Here is a 19137-nt window from a genome sequence, read left to right as displayed (position 1 = left end):
CTGGCGAAAGATGGGCATGGGACTGTGTAAGCGAAAGGCCTGATCGGGCACACTTACGCCCTTTAACAGGAGGATCTGCCGCGATGGGTTGCAACAGCGAGAAAATCCGCGATCTGCGGCGTCAGATTCCGTCCTTCGAGTGTGTGCCAGGGTGCCACGACTGCTGCGGGCCTGTAACGACGTCTTCCGAAGAAATGTCGCGTTTGCCGCGCAAGACCGCCGCCGAGCAAGAGGCCGCGCTCGACGAGCTGAACTGCGTGCATCTGGGTCCAAACGGTTGCACGGTTTACGAGGAGCGGCCGCTGATCTGTCGTTTGTTCGGCACCACTGAAACCCTGCCATGCCCTAATGGCCGCCGGCCGGAGGTGCTGATTCACCCGCGCGTCGAAAAGCAAGTGCATGAGTTCATCGCCTCCACGCGGCAAGTGCTGGTTTGAGGGTTTAAGGTGCTATTCGGGGATCGGCAAACACAAACTCTCCTTTACCTCTTCCATCACGATATAGCTTTTGGATTCCCGTACGTGGGGCAGCTTGAGCAGGATGTCGCCCAGCAACTTGCGGTACGACGCCATCTCGGAAATCCGCGCTTTAACCAGGTAGTCAAAGTCCCCTGACACCAAGTGGCATTCCAGCACATGCGGCAGTTTAAGCACCGCGCGTCTGAACTCTTCAAACGTGTCGCCTGACTTGTAATCCAGGCTGATCTCGACAAACACCAGCAGGCTGGCTTTGAGGTTCTGCGGATTGAGGCGGGCGTTGTAGCCCATGATGATCCCTTCACGCTCCAGACGGCGGACCCGTTCTGTACAGGGCGTGGTAGACAGCCCCACGCGTTCGCCCAGTTCAGTGAAGGAAATCCTGCCGTCGTTTTGCAGGATGCGCAGAATGTTGCGATCAATCTTGTCCAGTTCGCGTCTGGACTGGTGTTGGGTGCGCATCACAAGGCCCTCTGTCAAAACGGCGGTCGTCGAGAGAAAACACCGAATATAGGCTGTTATATAGTCAAAAGCACTGCTCGGGCCTTTTTATACTGCGCACATCCTTGCCTTAACTTGAAAGCGTCAGCGGATATCCGCGATGAGGGAATCAACATGCGCGTCCTGGTCCTTGGAAGTGGCGTCATAGGTACCACCAGTGCGTATTACCTGGCGCGCGCCGGCTTTGAGGTGACTGTCGTGGACCGTCAGCCGGCCGCTGCCATGGAGACCAGTTTCGCCAATGCCGGGCAGGTCTCGCCGGGTTATGCCTCGCCGTGGGCCGCTCCGGGTGTGCCGCTCAAAGCGCTCAAATGGCTGATGCAGCGCCATGCACCGCTGGCGATCAAGGCGACGGCGGATATCGATCAATATCTGTGGATGGCGCAGATGCTGCGCAACTGCACCCAAAACCGCTATGCCGTGAACAAGGAGCGCATGGTGCGGCTGTCCGAGTACAGCCGCGACTGCCTTGACGAGCTGCGCGCCGAGACCGGGATCTCCTACGAGGGCCGCAGCTTGGGCACGACTCAGCTGTTCCGCACCCAGGAGCAACTGGACAACGCCGCCAAAGACATCGCGGTGCTTGAGCAAGCCGGTGTGCCCTATGAGGTACTTGATCGCGAAGGCATCGCCCGCGTTGAGCCGGCTCTGGCGAGCGTCAGCAATATCCTCAGTGGCGCACTGCGCCTTCCCAATGATCAAACCGGCGACTGCCAGCTGTTTACGACACGTCTGGCCGAGATGTGCGTGAAGCTGGGCGTTGAATTCCGTTTCGGTCAGTCCATTGATTCCATCGAATTTGCCGGCGACAGCATCCACGGCGTCCGCATCAACGGCAAACTCGAAACTGCTGACCGCTACGTGCTGGCGCTTGGCAGCTACTCGCCGCAACTGCTCAAGCCTCTGGGCATCAAGGCGCCGGTTTACCCGCTCAAGGGTTACTCGCTGACGGTGCCGATCACCGACCCTGCGATGGCGCCGACGTCGACCATTCTCGATGAGACCTACAAGGTCGCGATTACCCGCTTTGACAATCGCATCCGGGTGGGTGGCATGGCCGAGATTGCCGGGTTCGACCTGTCGCTCAATCCTCGTCGCCGCGAGACGCTGGAGATGATCGTCAACGATCTTTATCCTCACGGCGGCGATCTGCAGCAAGCCAGCTTCTGGACCGGTCTGCGCCCGACCACGCCGGACGGGACGCCGATCGTAGGCGCCACGCCGTATCGCAATCTGTTTCTCAACACCGGCCATGGTACGTTGGGTTGGACGATGGCCTGCGGTTCGGGCAGATTGCTGGCCGACCTGATCGCCCGCAAAACGCCACAAATCAGCGCTGAAGGCCTCGATATTTCTCGTTACGGCAGCTCCAGGGAGAACGCAAGACATGTCCATTCAGCGCCAGCTCACCAATGAGCGCATGAGCCAGTTGGTCGTCCACAACGGCACCGTTTATCTTGCCGGGCAAGTGGCCGACGACATGGCGGCGGGGATAGAGCAACAGACCCGCGAGACGCTTCATAACATCGAGCGACTGCTGGACCTCGCCGGTACCGACAAAACCCGCATTCTGTCAGTGACGATTTACCTGAAGGATATCGACGCGCATTTCGCCGGCATGAACAGCGTCTGGGATACCTGGCTGCCAAGAGGCCTTGCGCCGGCGCGAGCCACAGTGGAAGCCAAACTGTGCGAGCCCGGGATTCTGGTCGAGCTGTCGGTGGTCGCGGCGCTGCCTTAAGTCGAGAACTCCTTGGCACGCTGCGCGCCGGTGTGCTGCTGAAAACATACGCAACATCTTTTAGGAGCGCGCCCGCCCGCGAAGACAGGTCAGCTGCATCGGCCTCGCCTGACACGCCGCAATCGCGGGCAAGCGCGTTCCTGAAGATTCTCCAACCCTGATCAAGAAGCCCCACCATGCGTCCAGCCCGCGCCGTTATTGACCTCCAGGCCTTGCGCCACAACTACCAACTGGCCCGGGACACCGCCAATGCCAAGGCGTTGGCTGTCATCAAGGCCGATGCCTATGGGCATGGCGCTGTAAGCGTTGCGCAGGCGTTGGAGTCTCAGGCGGACGGCTTTGCCGTGGCGTGTATCGAAGAGGCACTCGAACTGCGTCAGGCCGGCATCCGTGCGCCGATTCTGCTGCTGGAAGGCTTTTTCGAGGCGGACGAACTGGCGCTGATCGTCGAGCACGATTTCTGGTGCGTTGTGCATTCGTTGTGGCAGGTCGACGTTATCGAGCAGGCATCACTCGCCGAACCGCTGAATCTCTGGCTGAAGATGGATTCGGGGATGCATCGCGTCGGTATTCATCCTTCGGAATTTCAGGCGGCGCATCGACGGTTGCTGAGCAGTGGCAAGGCCGCCAAAGTCGTTCTGATGAGCCACTTCGCCCGCGCCGACGAGCTGGACAGCGCGCGTACAGACGAGCAGGTCGCGATATTCCAGTCGGCGCGTGCGGGCTTGTCCGCAGAAATCAGCCTGCGCAATTCCCCCGCCGTGATGGGCTGGCCCACGGTACCAAGCGACTGGGTCCGTCCAGGCATCATGCTTTACGGCGCGACACCCTTCGATCAGCCGCAGTCCGTGGCAGACCGCCTGCAGCCGGTGATGAGTCTTGAATCCCGAGTGATTTGCGTTCGGGATCTGCCCGCTGGCGAGCCGGTCGGCTACGGCGGCACCTTTATCGCCGAGCGCAGCATGCGCATCGGTGTGGTCGCGATGGGTTACGCCGACGGCTATCCCCGTCAGGCGCCAACCGGTACGCCGGTGATGATCAATGGGCATCGCAGCCAGTTGTTGGGGCGAGTGTCGATGGACATGCTCTGCGTCGACCTGACCGACGTGCCGGGCTCAGGTTTGGGCAGCGACGTGGAGCTGTGGGGCAAAAACATCCTCATCAGCGACGTCGCAGCGCACGCGGGCATGATCCCTTATCAGATTCTCTGCAACCTCAAGCGCGTGCCAAGGCTCTATTCCGGCCGCTGATCCCGCACCTCGGACGGCTGCGATAACTCCTGTTGCAGCCTGCCGCCGCCGCTAGTCCCCTGGCTGATCCGGCCATGGGCTCAAGTGTTGTAAATACTGAACGCTGTTGCCATGATGGCTGCCACTTGACCCAACATGATCATCAGGAGGACTCCCGCATTGGACGTCGGTGAACGACTGCAATCCATTCGTAAACTCAAAGGTCTGTCCCAGCGTGAACTCGCCAAACGAGCGGGCGTGACCAACAGCACCATCTCCATGATCGAGAAAAACAGCGTCAGCCCCTCGATCAGTTCGCTGCGCAAGGTGCTGGGCGGCATACCGATGTCCATGGTGGAGTTCTTTTCCGAAGAGCTCGAACCCGAAAATCCTACCCAAGTGGTCTACAAGGCCAGTGAACTGATCGATATCTCGGACGGTGCCGTGACCATGAAGCTGGTCGGCAAATCCCATCCGAGCCGCGCCATTGCGTTCCTTTCCGAGGTTTACCCGCCGGGGGCTGATACGGGCGTCGAGATGCTCGTGCATGAAGGCGAGGAGACCGGGATTCTGGTCGAGGGCCGTCTTGAACTGGTGGTCGGTCTAGACACCTACGTGCTTGAAGAGGGCGACAGCTACTACTTCGAGAGCTCACGACCGCATCGCTTTCGCAACCCATTCGACGTTCCTGCACGGCTGATCAGCGCGGCCACGCCGGCGAATTTCTGATCGCGGCGCCAGACTCGGGATTGCAGTGAATGACAGGTCCGAAGCTGATGTTGATCGCGCTGGCAACGTTGCTGTACGTCGGGAACGCGTCAGCGACCATGCGCTGCGGTACCGCGCTTATCAGCCTGGGCGATACTGCCGATGTGGTTCGCCAGAAGTGCGGAGCGCCTGACAGCAGCGTTGACCAATTGCCTGCGCTCACAGCGAATGGCGTTCCGAGGCTGAACGCCGCAAAGGTGAGTATGTGGATATACGGCCCGCGCAACGGCGCTCGGCAGCATTTGCGATTTATCGAAGACAAGCTGGTGGACATCGATACAAAACGGGATCAATGAACCGCTAGCGACGCCCTTTGCAATCACATCGCAGGGCGCAATGCAGCAAATAACCTGAAGCCTCGGTCCAACGCCCATCAAATAACAATCAGGAGAGGCCGGATGCCGCAATCCTGCTCGATCGAGCAAGCTGTCGATCACGTGCTGGCCGAGTTGCCTGCGCACGTCCACATGGGTATGCCGCTGGGGTTGGGCAAGCCCAATCGGTTTGCCAACGCGCTTTATGCCCGGATCAAATCGCTGCCGGATCGGCAACTTACTGTGTACACCGCGTTGTGCCTCGGACGGCCAGACGGTGGCGACGGTTTGCAGAAGCGCTTCCTGGAGCCCTTTCTGGAGCGGGTTTTCGATGATTACCCCGAGCTGGACTTTCTCGCTGACCTGCGCCGGGACGAATTGCCGCCCAATGTCCACGTTCAGCAGTTTTTCATGCAGCCCGGCAGCCTGTTGGGCAGCAACGAGGCGCAGCAGGATTACGTCAGCAGCAACTACAGCCATGCCGCACGGGACATCAACGCCAACGGGTTGAACCTCGTTGCGCAGCTGATCGCCCGCGACCCTCAACGTCCCGACCACCTCAGCTTGAGCTGCAACCCCGACATCACCCTTGACCTGTTGCCCATGCTGGAAAAACGCCGGGCAGCAGGCGAGCGCATTCTGATGCTTGGCCATGTGCACGCGGACCTGCCGTACATGCCGGGCGACGCCGAGATCGGCATCGATACTTTCGACCTGCTGATCGAACATGAGGAGCGCAGCACGCTGTTCTCCACACCCAATATGCCGGTGGGTATTCAGGACCATTTCATTGGTTTGTACGCGAGCATGCTGGTGCGTGACGGTGGCACGCTGCAGATCGGCATTGGCTCCATGGGCGATGCGTTGACCGCCGCATTGCTGGCGCGGCAGGCCGATAACGATACCTATCGGGCGTGCCTGGCAGAACTGGACGGCATCTCCACCTGGAAACCGCTGATCGAGGCCGAAGGCGGGGTGATGCCCTTCGCCACCGGGCTGTACGGCTGCAGCGAAATGTTGGTCAACGGCCTGCTGGTGTTGCTGGAAGCGGGGATCATTCGCCGCAAAGTGTACGCGGACGTCGAGCTGCAGCAGATGGCGAATGACGGGGTTCTCGATGAGTCGGTCTATGGAGACGGCGTGCTGATTCATGGCGGCTTCTTTCTTGGTCCGCGCAGCTTTTACGATCGACTGCGGGAGTTTGCGCCAACGCAAATTGCGCAGATCAACATGACCGCCATCAGCTACATCAACGAGCTTTACGGCAACGAGACGCTCAAGCGTCTGCAACGACGCGACGCGCGGTTTATCAACAGCTGTTTCACTGTCACGCTGCTGGGCGCAGCGGTGTCTGACCAGTTGGCCGATGGCCGAGTCGTCAGCGGCGTGGGCGGGCAGTACAACTTCGTCGCGCAAGGCCATGCCCTTGAGGGCGCGCGTTCGGTGCTGATCCTGCGCAGCTGGCGCGAGTCAGGCGGGGAGGTCAGCTCCAACATTGTCTGGGACTATGCGCACACGACGATTCCGAGGCATTTGCGCGACATCGTCGTTACCGAATACGGCATCGCCGATCTGCGTGGTAAAACCGATGCGGCGGTGATCGAGGCGTTGCTCAACGTCAGTGATTCGCGCTTCCAGCCGGGGCTGATCGATCAGGCACAGAAGGCTGGCAAGTTGCCAAAGGATTTCCGCCTCGACCCGCTGTTTAGTCAGAACACGCCCGATCGGCTCAAGGACATTCGCAGCCAGTTCCCTTCGTTGTTCATCGAGTACCCGTTGGGCAGCGATTTTACTGCCGAGGAGCGCGACCTTCTGCGAGCGCTGAACTGGCTAAAGAGCAAGTTCAAGCTCACGGAAATCATCGAGTTGGGCAAAGCCACGCTGGAGGCGCCCGATGCAGGCGAGTTTCCGGTGCATTTGCAGCGCATGGGGCTGGATCAACCGCAGGGGCTCCGCGAGGAGCTGTATCAGCGTCTGTTGTTGGCGGGCCTGCAAGCGACGTCCTAGGTTCAGGGTGAGTTTGCTCGGAAATGCGTGGGGGCAGGCAACGCTGCTGTGACAGACCGGTCGCTTTTGCGACCGTCGTAACCTCCGATTGCTCCTACGGTGGAGTTGCGCCGGACCTGTGTTGAGGTTGTGGGCGTGAAATTGTGGGAGCGAGCTTGCTCGCGAATGCATCTGTATGGATCAGCCGAGAGTTTTGATGACCAACAGAACGGCAGCGAACACGCCGCTCACCGCGAACAACTGCTGCAATCTAGGGCCGGCCAGATAGCGACTGACTCGTCGGCCTGCCACAAGTCCTGCGATCGCCCCGCAGGCGAACGGAACCCCCACGGCCCAGTGCATGGCACCGCTGACGCTGGCGGTGATTACGCTGCCCGTCGAGACCAGCGCGATGACGGCGAGTGACGTGGCAACGATGCTTTTCATCTCCAGATCGGTGTAACGGGTCAGTGCTGGCACGATCACAAAGCCGCCGCCCACTCCGAGCAAACCCGACAGCAGCCCTGCCAATGCACCGGTCGCCGCCAGTGACCGGGCGCAGGGCAAGGTCCAGCGCAAGCGACCGACCAGCGGATTGACCACGCACGGCCTGAAAGCGCCTCGCTCGGGAGGCTTGCCGTGGCGCAGTTCATGAGCCGCTTTGCGGTAGATCCGCCCGCACACATAAAACAGGATCAACGCGAACCCCAGTGCCAGCGGCGCATTGGGCAACCGGTGCGCCAGCCACAGGCCTACCGGGGACAGCGCAATACCGATCAGCGCGATAAAAACGGCAGCCCGGTAGCGAACGATACCTTGACGCAGGCCCAGTGCAGCACCGACTGCGGAGGCCAGGCCGACCGCCAGCAGGCCGACCGGGGCGGCTTCGATCATCGTCAGACCCAGGCCAAAGACCAGCAACGGCACCGCAAGAATGCCGCCGCCCGCGCCGGTCAGCGCCAACACCGCGCCAATGATCGTACCGAGGCCGGCTCCGATCAGTTCGTGTTCATTCATGTCAGTCAGGCATGTTCCGTGAGGCTGCCGGGCAGGGCTGCCTGTGATGAGCGCCACTCAGTGGCGCTTCGGTAAGTTTTACAGCGCGTTGATCGGTACTTTCAGGTAGCGCACGCCGTTGTCTTCCGCCTCCGGCATGTTGCCGCCGCGCATGTTGATCTGCACCGAGGGAAGAATCAGCGTCGGCATGTCCAGCGTGGCGTCGCGTTTCTCGCGCATTTCAACAAAAGCGTCCTCGCCGATGCCTTCACGCACATGGATGTTGCTGGCGCGTTGCTCGGCAACCGTGGTCATGAACATCAGCTCGCGCCCGTTGGGCAGGTAGTCGTGGCACATGAACAGGCGCGTCTGCGGCGGCAGACTGAGAATGCGCCCGACCGAGCGATACAACGTGCGTGCATCCGCCCCCGGAAAGTCGCACCGGGCGGTGCCGTAGTCGGGCATGAACAGCGTATCGCCAACGAACGCCACGGCTTCATCGCCGGCTTCGATCACGTAGGTCATGCAGGCCGGTGTATGGCCGGGGGTGTGCATCGCTCTGGCTTGCAGGCTACCGATCTGGAAATGCGCGTCGTCTTCCAGCAGGCGGTCGAACTGGCTGCCATCCCGGGCGAAATCGCCTTTGGCGTTGAACAACGTGCCGAAGACTTTCTGCACGCGAGTGATGTGGCTGCCAATTGCAACGGTACCGCCAAGCTGCTCTTTCAGGTAGGCCGCCGCCGAGACGTGATCGGCGTGTACGTGGGTTTCCAGAATCCACTGCACCGACACGCCCAGTTCGCGAACCCGTGCTATCAGCTTGTCGGCAGACTGAGTGCTGGTGCGCCCGGATTTGGGATCGTAATCCAGCACGCTGTCGATCAGCGCCGCATGAAGAGTGGCGCGGTCAATGACCAGGTAACTGATGGTCGAGGTCTGTGGATCGAAGAACGCCTCAACGCTCAATTTTTCGTCAATGTCCATAACGTGTCTCCTGCGGTGAATCTGGATCAAACGAAGGTAACCACGCCGTCTTTCAGTGACTGCACGCGAGCCAGGGACTCTACACGGTAGCCCTGGCCGTCGAGTTCGGCGCGGCCGCCCTGAAATGACTTTTCAATCACGATACCAAGCCCGGCGACGGAAGCGCCCGCTTGCTTGATGATCGAAATCAGCGCCTGTGACGCTTTGCCGTTGGCCAGGAAGTCATCGATGATCAACACGCGGTCGCTGCTGTTCAGGTGGCGGGTGGAAATGGCGATGGTGCTCTCGGTCTGCTTGGTGAATGAAAACACCGATGCCGAAAACAGGTTTTCCGTGAGGGTCAGCGACTGATGCTTGCGCGCGAAAATCACCGGGACGCCCATTTTAAGGCCCGTCATGACCGCAGGTGCGATACCCGAAGCCTCGATGGTGACGATTTTGGTGATGCCCGAGTCGGCGAACAGGGTGGCAAACTCATCACCGATCTGCTGCATCAGCACCGGGTCAATCTGATGATTCAGAAATGCATCGACCTTCAGTACATGGTCGGAAAGCACGATGCCTTCTTCGCGAATTTTCTTGTGCAGTGCTTCCACGTGGGTGGTCCTCAGAGCGCGGTGTGCGCGAAATAAACGTTATCTTTTGAGCATGGCGCGAATGTCCGCCAATGCTGTGTTGCCGCGTACGGCTTTGACTTCGACGGGCGTGTCATCGTTGCCCTCCCAGGCGAGATCGTCCGGCGGCAGCTCATCAAGGAACCGGCTCGGCAGGCAATCGATGATTTCGCCGTACTGTTTGCGCTTTGCCGCAAAGGTGAACGCCAGCGTCTGCCGCGCGCGGGTGATGCCCACGTAGGCGAGCCGGCGTTCTTCTTCGATGGTATCGGCCTCGATGCTGGAGCGGTGCGGAAGGATTTCTTCTTCCATGCCCATGATGAACACGTACGGAAACTCCAGACCCTTGGAGGCGTGCAGGGTCATCATCTGCACGCCTTCGGCGCCGTCTTCCTCTTCCTGCTGGCGCTCCAGCATGTCGCGCAGCACCAGCTTGCCGATGGCCTCCTCGATGGTCATGCCGCCTTCTTCGTCTTTCTCCAACGTGTTTTTCAGCGCCTCGATCAGAAACCACACGTTGCCCATGCGGTAGTCGGCGGCTTTATCGCTGGAGCTGTTCTGACGAATCCAGTTTTCGTAATCGATGTCCATGACCATGCTGCGCAGTGCGGCAATCGGGTCCTGCGTCGCGCATTGCTGACGCACGCCATCCATCCAGTGCTTGAAGCGCTTGAGACGGTCAGTGAAGCGGCTGTCCAGATGCTCGCCCAGGCCGATTTCGTCCGTGGCGGCGTACATCGACACCTTGCGTTCGGTCGAGTAATTACCGAGTTTTTCCAGGGTGGTCGAGCCGATTTCCCGGCGTGGCACGTTGATCACGCGCAGAAAGGCGTTGTCGTCATCCGGGTTGACCAGCAGGCGGAAGTAGGCCATCAGGTCTTTGACTTCCTGACGTCCGAAAAAGCTGTTGCCCCCGGACAGTCGATAGGGAATCTGGTGGTGCTGCAACTTCAGCTCAATGAGTTTGGCCTGATAGTTGCCACGATAGAGAATGGCGAAGTCGCTATAAGGCCGATCGGTGCGCAAGTGCAGGCTGAGGATTTCGACAGCGACGCGCTCGGCCTCCGCGTCTTCGTTTTTACAGCGAATAACGCGGATCTCATCGCCGTGACCCATCTCGCTCCAGAGTTGTTTTTCGAACGCGTGGGGGTTGTTGGCAATCAGCACGTTGGCGCAGCGCAAGATACGGCTGGTGGAGCGGTAGTTCTGCTCGAGCATCACCACTTTCAGCGACGGGTAATCGTCCTTGAGCAGCATGAGGTTTTCAGGGCGAGCCCCGCGCCAGGCATAGATTGACTGGTCGTCGTCACCCACGACGGTGAACTGGCAGCGCGTGCCGATCAGCATTTTTACCAGCAGGTACTGGCTGGCGTTGGTGTCCTGATACTCATCGACAAGCAGGTAGCGCACCTTGTGCTGCCACTTCTCCAGAATGTCGGCGTGCTCCTCGAACAGCTTCACCGGCAGCAGGATGAGGTCGTCGAAATCCACTGCGTTGTACGCCTTGAGCGTGCGCTGGTAATGGCTGTAAACGATGGCTGCGGTCTGCTCCTTGGGGTTGCGCGAATTGGCAAGCGCCTCGGGCGGCAGGATCAGTTCGTTTTTCCAGGCGCCGATCATGTTCTTGATCTCGTCGACGCCGTCGTCGCCCGAGTATTCCTTCTGCATGATGTCGGTCATCAGCGCTTTGACGTCGGTCTCGTCGAAGATGGAGAATCCGGGCTTGTAACCCAGCCGGGCGTGCTCCTTGCGGATGATGTTGAGACCCAGATTGTGGAACGTCGAGACGGTCAGACCGCGACCTTCGCCGGCGCGCAAGAGGGTCCCGACGCGCTCTTTCATCTCCCGCGCCGCCTTGTTGGTGAAGGTCATGGCGACGATGTACTGAGCCCGAATGCCACAGTTCTGGATCAGGTGGGCAATCTTGCGGGTGATGACGCTGGTCTTGCCGGAGCCAGCGCCGGCGAGCACCAAAAGAGGGCCGCCGACGTAGTTCACGGCTTCCTGTTGCCGGGGATTGAGTCGGGACATGGGGAGAAATGGGGTCGCTTGAAAAAGGGCGGGCATTTTAACAGGGTCAGCGGAATGTGCAGCCTCCGTCCGACGCTGTGACGCGCCGCGCTATCTATATTTCGCCGTTTTGTTACATTTGCGACATTGCGGATGATTCTCGCGTTTGACGACCCTCATTCGGGGGGGCGCCAAGGTCATTATGTTTGTGTGGGGAGTTAGCTTGTCTACGCCTGTCGAACCCTTGCGTTTGCTGCTTCTGGCGGCCTCGCCTGAATGGCCGTCATCGTTGCGCGAATGCCTGGCTCCGCTTGGGAATATCGCCGTTCTTGACTGCGCGTCGAGCTGGGACACCGTTGGTCATCAAATGGACCTTACGGTCCCCGGAATTCTGTTCACCACCGAAGCCCTTCAGCCTTCTGCAGGTCAATGCAATTGGCCTACTGTTTTGCTCTTTGAAACAGAGCCTGACGAAGAGCCTGCCGGCGTGAGTGACTGGCTAGTGCGCGACGCCCTTACCCCTCAGGCGCTGCGACGCTGCTTGCGTCATGTGCGCGAACGCGGCGTGCTGGAAACTACCCTTCATCGTCTCGCAGAGCAGGACCCCCTGACGGGCATTGCCAATCGGCAAGGTTTTCAGACGTTGCTGGCGGCCCGACTGGCTGAGTTTGACGGTCGCGGCCTGGCGCTCGGGCATCTGGACCTCGACAATTTTCGCCGCGCAAATGACGCGCTGGGTCACCAGGCGGGTGACCGGTTGATCTTGCAAGTGGTAGCGCGGCTGAAAGGTCAGTTGGAGGCATGCGATCAGCTGGCGCGACTGGGCAGCGATGAGTTCGCTCTGCTGATCGATACGCGGCGCGCCCCCGAGCGCGCGGAGTCCATTGCCGAGCGCATCACCGAAGCGTTATCGGAGCCGTACTGGGTCGACGGTGAGAGCCTGTTGATCGGCTGCAGTCTGGGCATCGCTTATGCCCGGCTTAACGGTGGCGCCGATCCACTGATGTGGCATGCACACATCGCCATGCAGCAAGCCAAGGGCACGCAGGGCTGCACTTATCACGTCTTCAACGAACGCATCAACCGAAACGCCCGCAGCCTGGCGGACCTGGAAAGTGAACTGCGCCGCGCCTTGCGTCGCGATGAGCTGGAGCTCCACTACCAGCCGCGGCTGTGCCTGAGCACGGGCCGCATTCTGGGGTTGGAGGCTTTGGTGCGCTGGCGGCACGCCGAGCGTGGGTTGTTGCCGCCCAGTGAGTTCGTCCCGCTCGCCGAGCAAAGCGGACTGATCGTGCCGCTCGGGTACTGGGTCATCGCTCGAGCCCTGCGTGACATGCAGGCGCTGCGCGAGCAAGGCGTGCCGCCGCTGCACATGGCGATCAATCTGTCGTTCCGCCAGTTTCAGGACAACCAACTGCTCGCAACGCTTAGCCGCCTGATTGCCGATCGCGGTATCGATGCGCAATGGCTTGAATTCGAGCTGACCGAAACCGCCGTCATGCGCCGCAGTGACCTGGTTAAACAGACCATGGACGCACTGGGGCGCTTGGGTGTGCGCTTTTCGCTGGACGATTTCGGCACCGGTTTCTCATCGTTCGTGCACCTCAACAGCCTGCCGATCACTTTGCTGAAGATCGACAAGAGTTTTGTCGGTGAGATGGAGCAGCGCGAAGAGAACCGCAAGCTGGTCCACGCCATGATCAACCTGGCGCATAACCTCAGCCTGGAAGTCGTGGCCGAAGGCGTCGAAACCCCAGAGCAACTGGCGCTGCTGCGCAGCTTCAACTGCGATCAGGCACAGGGCTTTCTCATCAGTCACCCGCTGGCAATGCCCGAGCTGATGCAGTATCTGGCGATGGACCAAAGCAGAGGGCTTGTAGTCCAAGGCAAGTGATCGGCAGCGCAGTTTCTCTACATGCCTCGAACCGGTTCCAATGGCGCGCCTAAAGTTTCGACACGCCTCGGACTGATGCTATTTGGCGCGGCCCGATGTTTCGACACGCCTCGGACCGATTCTGTAGGAGCGCGCTTGCCCGCGAACGGGTTGGGTCAGCGGCAACGTCGTTTGCAGGTACGACGCCATCGCGGGCAAGCGCGCTCCTACAATAAACGGCGTAAAGTTTCGAAATACTGCGGACCGATTCCATTGACGCGGCGTAGAGCTTCGACACGCCTTGGCCCCATTCTGTAGGAGCGCGCTTGCCCGCGAACGGGTTGGGTCAGCGGCGACGTTGTCGGCAGGTATAACGCCATCGCGGGCAAGCGCGCTCCTACAATGAACAGCGCAAAGTTCGAAATGCCGCGGGCCGATTCTGTAGGCACGGCGCAGAGCTTCGACACGCCTTGGCCCCATTCTGTAGGAGCGCGCTTGCCCGCGAACGGTTGGGTCAGCGGCGACGTTGTCGGCAGGTACGACGCCATCGCGGGCAAGCGCGCTCCTACAATTAACGGCGTGGAATTTTGAACTGCCGCGGACCGATTCTGTAGGCACGGCGTAGAGCGTCGATACGCCTTGGCCCCATTCTGTAGGAGCGCGCTTGCCCGCGAACGGGTTGGTTCAGCGGCGACGTTGTCGGCAGGTACGACGCCATCGCGGGCAAGCGCGCTCCTACAATTAACGGCGTGGAATTTTGAACTGCCGCGGACCGATTCTGTAGGCACGGCGTAGAGCGTCGATACGCCTTGGCCCCATTCTGTAGGAGCGCGCTTGCCCGCGAACGGGTTGGTTCAGCGGCGACGTTGTCGGCAGGTATAACGCCATCGCGGGCAAGCGCGCTCCTGCGATTAAGGGCTGCTCATCCCATCACCACAACGCCCGTTGCCTCCTTGCGCAGCAGCCGTGTGGTCTTGCGCTCGAACGCCCAGGTCAGTGCAACGGCTGAGCAGAGCAAGCCGATCGCCAGCCCCCACCACACGCCCACTGCGCCCTGATTCGCAAGGAATCCAAGGCCCCATGCCAGAGGCGCGCCCACCACCCAATAGCTGGCCAGGCCGATCAGGAAAGTGGTTTTTGCGTCCTTGAAGCCACGAATCGCGCCCATTGCGATGGTCTGCGTCCCGTCGAGGATTTCGAACCACGCCGCAATAGCCAGCAGCTTCACCGCCAGCTCGACCACGCCTTGATACTTTGGATCGTTGACGTCCACGAACAGGCCGATGACCGCATGAGGCGCGACCCAGAACAGAATGCCGAACGACAGCATCAGCAGACCGCCAAAACCAATGCCCATACGCCCGGCGGTGCGCGCCAGTAACAGGTTGCCGGCGCCGTAGTGCAAGCCAATGCGCATGGTCACCGCGTAGGAAATCCCGACAGGCACCATGAACGCCATCGACACCGACTGCAGGGCAATCTGGTGCGCTGCCATCTGCGTGCTGCCCATCGCGCCCATGCAGAACGCCGCAAATGTGAACAGGCCAACCTCCACAGCATAGGTGCCGCCGATGGGTAGGCCCAGACGCCAGAGTTCTTTCAGGCAGCTGCGCGAAAGCTTCATCAATTCTTTATGGAGCGGGTACGCCGCATAAGCGCTGTGATATCGGATGTGCAGCGCAAGCGCGAGGGCCATCGCATTAGTGACGATGGCCGTCACCAGTCCGATGCCCATCAGGCCCCAGTGCGGCAAGCCGAACAGCCCATGGATAAACGCGTAATTCAGACCAAAGTTCAGCGCCACACCCACCAGGCTGATCACCATGACTGGCGTGGCCCGGCCCAGCGCGCTCGTGAAGCCGCGCAGGGCCATGAAGCTCAGCAGGCCAGGCAGCGCCAACGGCAGAGTGATTAAAAATTCGCTGGCCATGTGAACGTTGGCCTCAGCCTGGCCGAAATGCAGCAGGACCGGCTCGAGGTTCCACAGGATCAACGCAGCAATCAGGGCCATGCCCCACGCCAGCCACAACCCGGCCTGGGTCAGCCGGGTAACACCGGCATGGTCATTTGCGCCCTTGCGGATTGCGACCAGCGTGCCAACGGCTGCCATCACACCGACGCAGAAGAACGACACGAAGTTATAGCTCGCCGCGCCCAAGCCACCGCCCGCAAGGGATTCCGGACCCAGCTTGCCCATCATCACGGTGTCAGTGAACACCATCAGCATGTGTGCCATCTGGGAAGCGATCAGCGGCCCGGCCAGACGCAGGATGATCCAGAGTTCTTTGAAGGCGTGCTGATGCATGGTCTTTGCGCTCGGGTGACGGGTGTTGGCAGGCCGGTCATTGTGGGGATTAGGCCGGGGATGCACAAAGGGATAAATCCGATCATTTGCATGAGTAAAACTCATACCGCCATTTCTGCAGTACAGTAGCTGCGGTCGCGTTCTGCCTGAGGAAACCTGCCGATGTCACGCAATCTTCCGCCCCTGTATGCACTGCGCGCGTTTGAAGCCGCCGCCCGCCACAGTTCGTTCACGCGCGCAGCGGAAGAGTTGTCGATCACGCAGAGTGCAGTCAGTCGGCACATCCGTACGCTTGAAGAGCATTTTGCCTGCCGATTGTTTCGACGCAGCGGGCGCAACTTGCAGCTCACTGAGGCAGCGCGTGAACTGCTCCCTGGCGTGCGTGAGGGGTTCTCGGCTCTGGAGCGGGCGTGCAGCGCCCTGATGGCAGAGGAGGGCATTTTGCGCATGAAAGCGCCGTCGACCCTGACCATGCGCTGGCTGCTGGCGCGGCTAAGTCGCTTCCGTCATCTGCAGGTTGGCAACGAGGTTCAGCTGACGAGTGCGTGGATGGATATCGACAGCGTGGACTTCACCCAAGAGCCTTTCGACTGCGCCGTGCTGCTCAGCCATGGGCACTTCCCGCCAGAGTGGGAGGCGACATACCTGTTCCCCGAGCTGCTGATTCCAGTCGGCGCGCCCACATTGCTGGACGACGCCCCGTGGGACGCCGAGCGTTTGGCGAGCGCCGAACTGCTGCACCCCACGCCAGATCGCCGCGACTGGCGTCGGTGGCTGGAGCGCATGGACCTGTCCGAACGGGTCTCGCTCAAGGGTGGGCAGGTGTTCGACACGCTTGAGCTGGGCATGATCGCGGCGGCTCGCGGCTACGGGGTATCCATGGGTGATCTGCTGATGGTGGCCGAAGATGTGGCCCAAGGCCGACTCAGCCTGCCATGGCGCACGGCGGTGGTCAGTGGCGAAAGTTACTATCTGGTGTGGCCCAAAACCCGTCCGGGCGGCGAGCGTCTTCGGCGGCTGAGTGATTTCTTGCAGAGCGAAGTACAGGCAATGGAGTTGCCCAGTGTGACCACTCTTGAGTAGCAGTTCACGTACAAGGGCCAACCGGGCCAGGGAAGTCATGCAGGTCTGCGCATCGGCTTGAAGCGCCTGCGTCCTAAGACCGCGTGTAGGACTCAAGTATTCCCATCGTCAGCCGAATCTGTGACTGCAGACCCGATTTATCTCTATCGGTTTCATAAATCCTTTCTATCAGAAATCGTCCGAATGGTGCTCCTGTAATCAGAGCGGTCCAGTCGTTCGGCAAGGAGCCCCCATGCCTCAGCCTCGCGCCCGAATTGCTTCGCAACTCGGTATTGCCCTGGCCGTTATTCTGGCCGTCGTCATCAGTGGCAGCACGCTGTTCGCCCTGCGTTCTCTGGACTCGGCGAACCTTGTGATCCGCGAAGAGCACATGGGCAGTGAAGCCCGCTTGCTTGCCGATCAGCTCAATACGTTCCACAGCACCTTGCGCGACAGCACCCAGCGCTTGAGCGGTCTGTTCGAGAAGCGCTTCTCTGAAGGTCTGAGCATTCAGACCGATCAGCAGATCGCAGTTGCGGGCGCGCAAACGCCGGCGCTGCTGCTTAACGGCACCGCGCTGAACAATGACTTCACAGAGGTCGATGACTTCAAAAAAATGACTGCCGGTGTAGCGACTGTGTTCGTACGCAGCGGCGAAGACTTCGTGCGTATCAGCACTTCTCTGAGCAAGCAGGACGGGTCACGTGCCATCGGCACCGTGCTGGATCACAAACATCCGGCCTACGAGAAGCTGCTTGCGGGCCAGGAATATGTCGGCCGCGCCCTATTGTTCGATCGCTTGTACATGACCCAATACACCCCGGTGCGTGACGCCGGCGGCAAGGTCATCGCTGTGCTGTTTGTGGGCTTCGATTACACCGACGCGCAGAAAGCCCAGTTCGATAATCTCAAGAATTTCCGAATCGGTTCCACCGGCTCGCTGGCGCTGCTGGATGAGCAGAACAAATGGCTGGTGGCGCCTGCGGGCGTCAAAGACCTCGATCAGGCGAGCGCTACGCTGGCCACGTTCGTCAAATCGCCCGGCGTCGGGCATTTCTGGCAGGACGCCGGTGAAGATTTCTATACGGTGGGTGAGAAATTCGCGGGTGGTCCGTGGGTGGTTCTCGCAACCATGCCAAGGGCCGAGATCAGCGCCGTGACATGGAGCGTCGGTACCCAATTGGCGATTGGCAGCCTGTTGGCAATGCTGATTGCAGTAGGTGCGGCCATCTGGCTGCTGCGTAGCAAACTGCGACCGCTCTCTGCTCTGGTTGATCAGGCAGAAGCCTTGGGTGCAGGGAATTTGAGTGTGCGGCTGAACATCACCAGTCGCGACGAAATCGGCCAGTTGGCAAGCAGCTTCAACAAGATGGGGCAGGCCCTGGAAACCATGGTTTCCCATATTCGCACCGCGGCGCAGGAAGTCAGCGGCCGCGCCAATGCCTTGTCCGGATTGTCGGGCGGGGCGTATGAAGGGATGGAACAGCAGTCCGGCGAGATCACCAGCATGGCCGGTGCGGTGGAGGAGTTCAGTGCCACGGCCCTGACGATCGCCGACAACATGGGCAGCACCGAACGCATGGCCCAGGGCAACGCCCAGCAGACACGCATCGGCCGCGCCTCGATGGAAGAGGCATCGGCCTCGCTGGAGCAGATTGCTGGCTCACTGAGCAGCACTGCGACGGTCATCGATACCCTGGGTCAACGCTCGCAAGAGATTGGTGGCATCGTCAGCGTGATCACCTCGATTGCCGAGCAAACCAACCTGCTGGCCCTGAACGCTGCCATTGAGGCAGCTCGTGCCGGTGAGCAGGGTCGTGGCTTTGCTGTGGTGGCGGATGAGGTGCGCAGCCTTGCCTCACGTACCCGTCAGGCCACTGACGAAATCTCCGGCATGATCAGCAGCATTCAGCAAGAGACCAGCAACGCCATTAACACCATGCAACAAGGCAATGCTTTGATGCAGGAAGGCTTGTCACGCAACGCCAAGGTCGCGGCGGCGCTGGCGACGATCGACGAACAAAGCCGCTCTGCCGGCGAACAGTTCACCTCCATCACCACGGCAACTCAGGAGCAAAGCAACACCGCGACCCTGCTCAGCGCCAACCTGCAAAGCATCGCGCTGGCCAACAGCGAACAGCGCGAAGTCGTGTCGAACCTGGCGATCACCGCGCAAGAGCTCAACTCTCTGGCGGCTGACTTGCAGAAGGAAGTGGATAGGTTTCGGTGATGTCAGCGAGCTGACAGTCGGGGGAGCAACGTGCGCTCCCGCACGCCG

At 60.4% G+C, this 19137-nt stretch carries 16 protein-coding genes and 1 pseudogene; 11 read left to right on the top strand and 6 right to left on the bottom strand.

The window, feature by feature from the left end:
• Nucleotides 1-83 precede the first annotated feature (83 nt).
• Nucleotides 84-437 carry a YkgJ family cysteine cluster protein gene (locus tag LT42_RS19675; protein ID WP_037016657.1) on the top strand — a complete coding sequence of 118 codons (354 nt, stop codon included), beginning with the start codon at nucleotides 84-86 and terminating at the stop codon, nucleotides 435-437.
• Nucleotides 438-449: 12 nt separating this feature from the next.
• Here LT42_RS19675 and LT42_RS19670 read toward each other — a convergent pair whose 3' ends face one another.
• A complete protein-coding gene (locus tag LT42_RS19670; protein WP_037016655.1) occupies nucleotides 450-938 on the bottom strand; it encodes an Lrp/AsnC ligand binding domain-containing protein in 489 nt (162 codons plus the stop codon).
• A gap of 153 nt (nucleotides 939-1091) precedes the next feature.
• Between LT42_RS19670 and dadA the strand changes: the two genes are divergently transcribed.
• The 6 genes from dadA to LT42_RS19640 all read left to right on the top strand — a co-directional run bounded on the left by dadA (nucleotide 1092) and on the right by LT42_RS19640 (nucleotide 7036).
• The gene (dadA, locus tag LT42_RS19665) at nucleotides 1092-2393 is read left to right on the top strand and encodes a D-amino acid dehydrogenase (protein WP_037016653.1); all 1302 of its coding nucleotides are present in this window, start codon (nucleotides 1092-1094) and stop codon (nucleotides 2391-2393) included.
• Complete coding sequence (locus tag LT42_RS19660) at nucleotides 2365-2718, top strand: RidA family protein (RefSeq protein ID WP_037016651.1); 354 nt, start codon at nucleotides 2365-2367, stop codon at nucleotides 2716-2718. Before dadA ends, LT42_RS19660 begins: the two co-directional genes overlap by 29 nt.
• Nucleotides 2719-2894: 176 nt before the next feature.
• Nucleotides 2895-3968, top strand: coding sequence for an alanine racemase (gene alr, locus LT42_RS19655; RefSeq protein ID WP_037016649.1), 1074 nt, complete (start codon nucleotides 2895-2897; stop codon nucleotides 3966-3968).
• 159 nt (nucleotides 3969-4127) lie between these two features.
• Entirely contained in the window at nucleotides 4128-4676 is a 549-nt protein-coding gene (locus LT42_RS19650; protein WP_037016647.1) for a cupin domain-containing protein, read from the top strand.
• A 29-nt stretch (nucleotides 4677-4705) separates the two neighbouring features.
• A complete protein-coding gene (locus LT42_RS19645; protein ID WP_037016645.1) occupies nucleotides 4706-5011 on the top strand; it encodes a DUF2845 domain-containing protein in 306 nt (101 codons plus the stop codon).
• Between the two features lie 102 nt (nucleotides 5012-5113).
• Complete coding sequence (locus LT42_RS19640) at nucleotides 5114-7036, top strand: acetyl-CoA hydrolase/transferase C-terminal domain-containing protein (RefSeq protein WP_037016643.1); 1923 nt, start codon at nucleotides 5114-5116, stop codon at nucleotides 7034-7036.
• Nucleotides 7037-7216: 180 nt separating this feature from the next.
• Here LT42_RS19640 and LT42_RS19635 read toward each other — a convergent pair whose 3' ends face one another.
• The 4 genes from LT42_RS19635 to rep form a co-directional block, all read right to left on the bottom strand.
• A complete protein-coding gene (locus LT42_RS19635; RefSeq protein WP_037016641.1) occupies nucleotides 7217-8032 on the bottom strand; it encodes a sulfite exporter TauE/SafE family protein in 816 nt (271 codons plus the stop codon).
• Between the two features lie 78 nt (nucleotides 8033-8110).
• On the bottom strand, nucleotides 8111-8995 hold the full coding sequence (locus LT42_RS19630; protein ID WP_037016639.1) for an MBL fold metallo-hydrolase: 885 nt from the start codon (nucleotides 8993-8995) through the stop codon (nucleotides 8111-8113).
• A gap of 26 nt (nucleotides 8996-9021) precedes the next feature.
• Nucleotides 9022-9591, bottom strand: a complete 570-nt coding sequence (locus LT42_RS19625; protein ID WP_037016637.1) for a xanthine phosphoribosyltransferase — start codon at nucleotides 9589-9591, stop codon at nucleotides 9022-9024.
• A gap of 39 nt (nucleotides 9592-9630) precedes the next feature.
• Nucleotides 9631-11640 (bottom strand): DNA helicase Rep, encoded by a 2010-nt coding sequence (rep, locus tag LT42_RS19620; protein WP_037017589.1) that lies wholly within the window; start codon nucleotides 11638-11640, stop codon nucleotides 9631-9633.
• A 202-nt stretch (nucleotides 11641-11842) separates the two neighbouring features.
• Between rep and LT42_RS19615 the strand changes: the two genes are divergently transcribed.
• Nucleotides 11843-13513, top strand: coding sequence for a putative bifunctional diguanylate cyclase/phosphodiesterase (locus LT42_RS19615; RefSeq protein ID WP_037016635.1), 1671 nt, complete (start codon nucleotides 11843-11845; stop codon nucleotides 13511-13513).
• Between the two features lie 901 nt (nucleotides 13514-14414).
• Here LT42_RS19615 and LT42_RS19605 read toward each other — a convergent pair.
• Nucleotides 14415-15797 (bottom strand): NorM family multidrug efflux MATE transporter, encoded by a 1383-nt coding sequence (locus LT42_RS19605; protein ID WP_037016630.1) that lies wholly within the window; start codon nucleotides 15795-15797, stop codon nucleotides 14415-14417.
• Between the two features lie 162 nt (nucleotides 15798-15959).
• Between LT42_RS19605 and LT42_RS19600 the strand changes: the two genes are divergently transcribed.
• The 3 genes and pseudogenes from LT42_RS19600 (at nucleotide 15960) to LT42_RS26595 (ending at nucleotide 19089) form a co-directional block, all read left to right on the top strand.
• Nucleotides 15960-16880 carry a LysR substrate-binding domain-containing protein gene (locus LT42_RS19600; protein WP_037016628.1) on the top strand — a complete coding sequence of 307 codons (921 nt, stop codon included), beginning with the start codon at nucleotides 15960-15962 and terminating at the stop codon, nucleotides 16878-16880.
• A gap of 232 nt (nucleotides 16881-17112) precedes the next feature.
• Nucleotides 17113-18234 (top strand): annotated as a pseudogene (locus LT42_RS26600) (Cache 3/Cache 2 fusion domain-containing protein); the annotation flags it as partial.
• A complete protein-coding gene (locus LT42_RS26595) occupies nucleotides 18229-19089 on the top strand; it encodes a methyl-accepting chemotaxis protein (RefSeq protein WP_420806913.1) in 861 nt (286 codons plus the stop codon). The pseudogene LT42_RS26600 and the gene LT42_RS26595, both read left to right, overlap by 6 nt.
• The last annotated feature ends 48 nt before the right edge of the window (nucleotides 19090-19137 follow it).

It is taken from the genome of Pseudomonas lutea (assembly GCF_000759445.1).
Lineage (GTDB): Bacteria > Pseudomonadota > Gammaproteobacteria > Pseudomonadales > Pseudomonadaceae > Aquipseudomonas > Aquipseudomonas lutea.
Note: the sequence above shows the minus strand (reverse complement) of the source record. Positions and strands in the feature narration are given on the sequence as shown.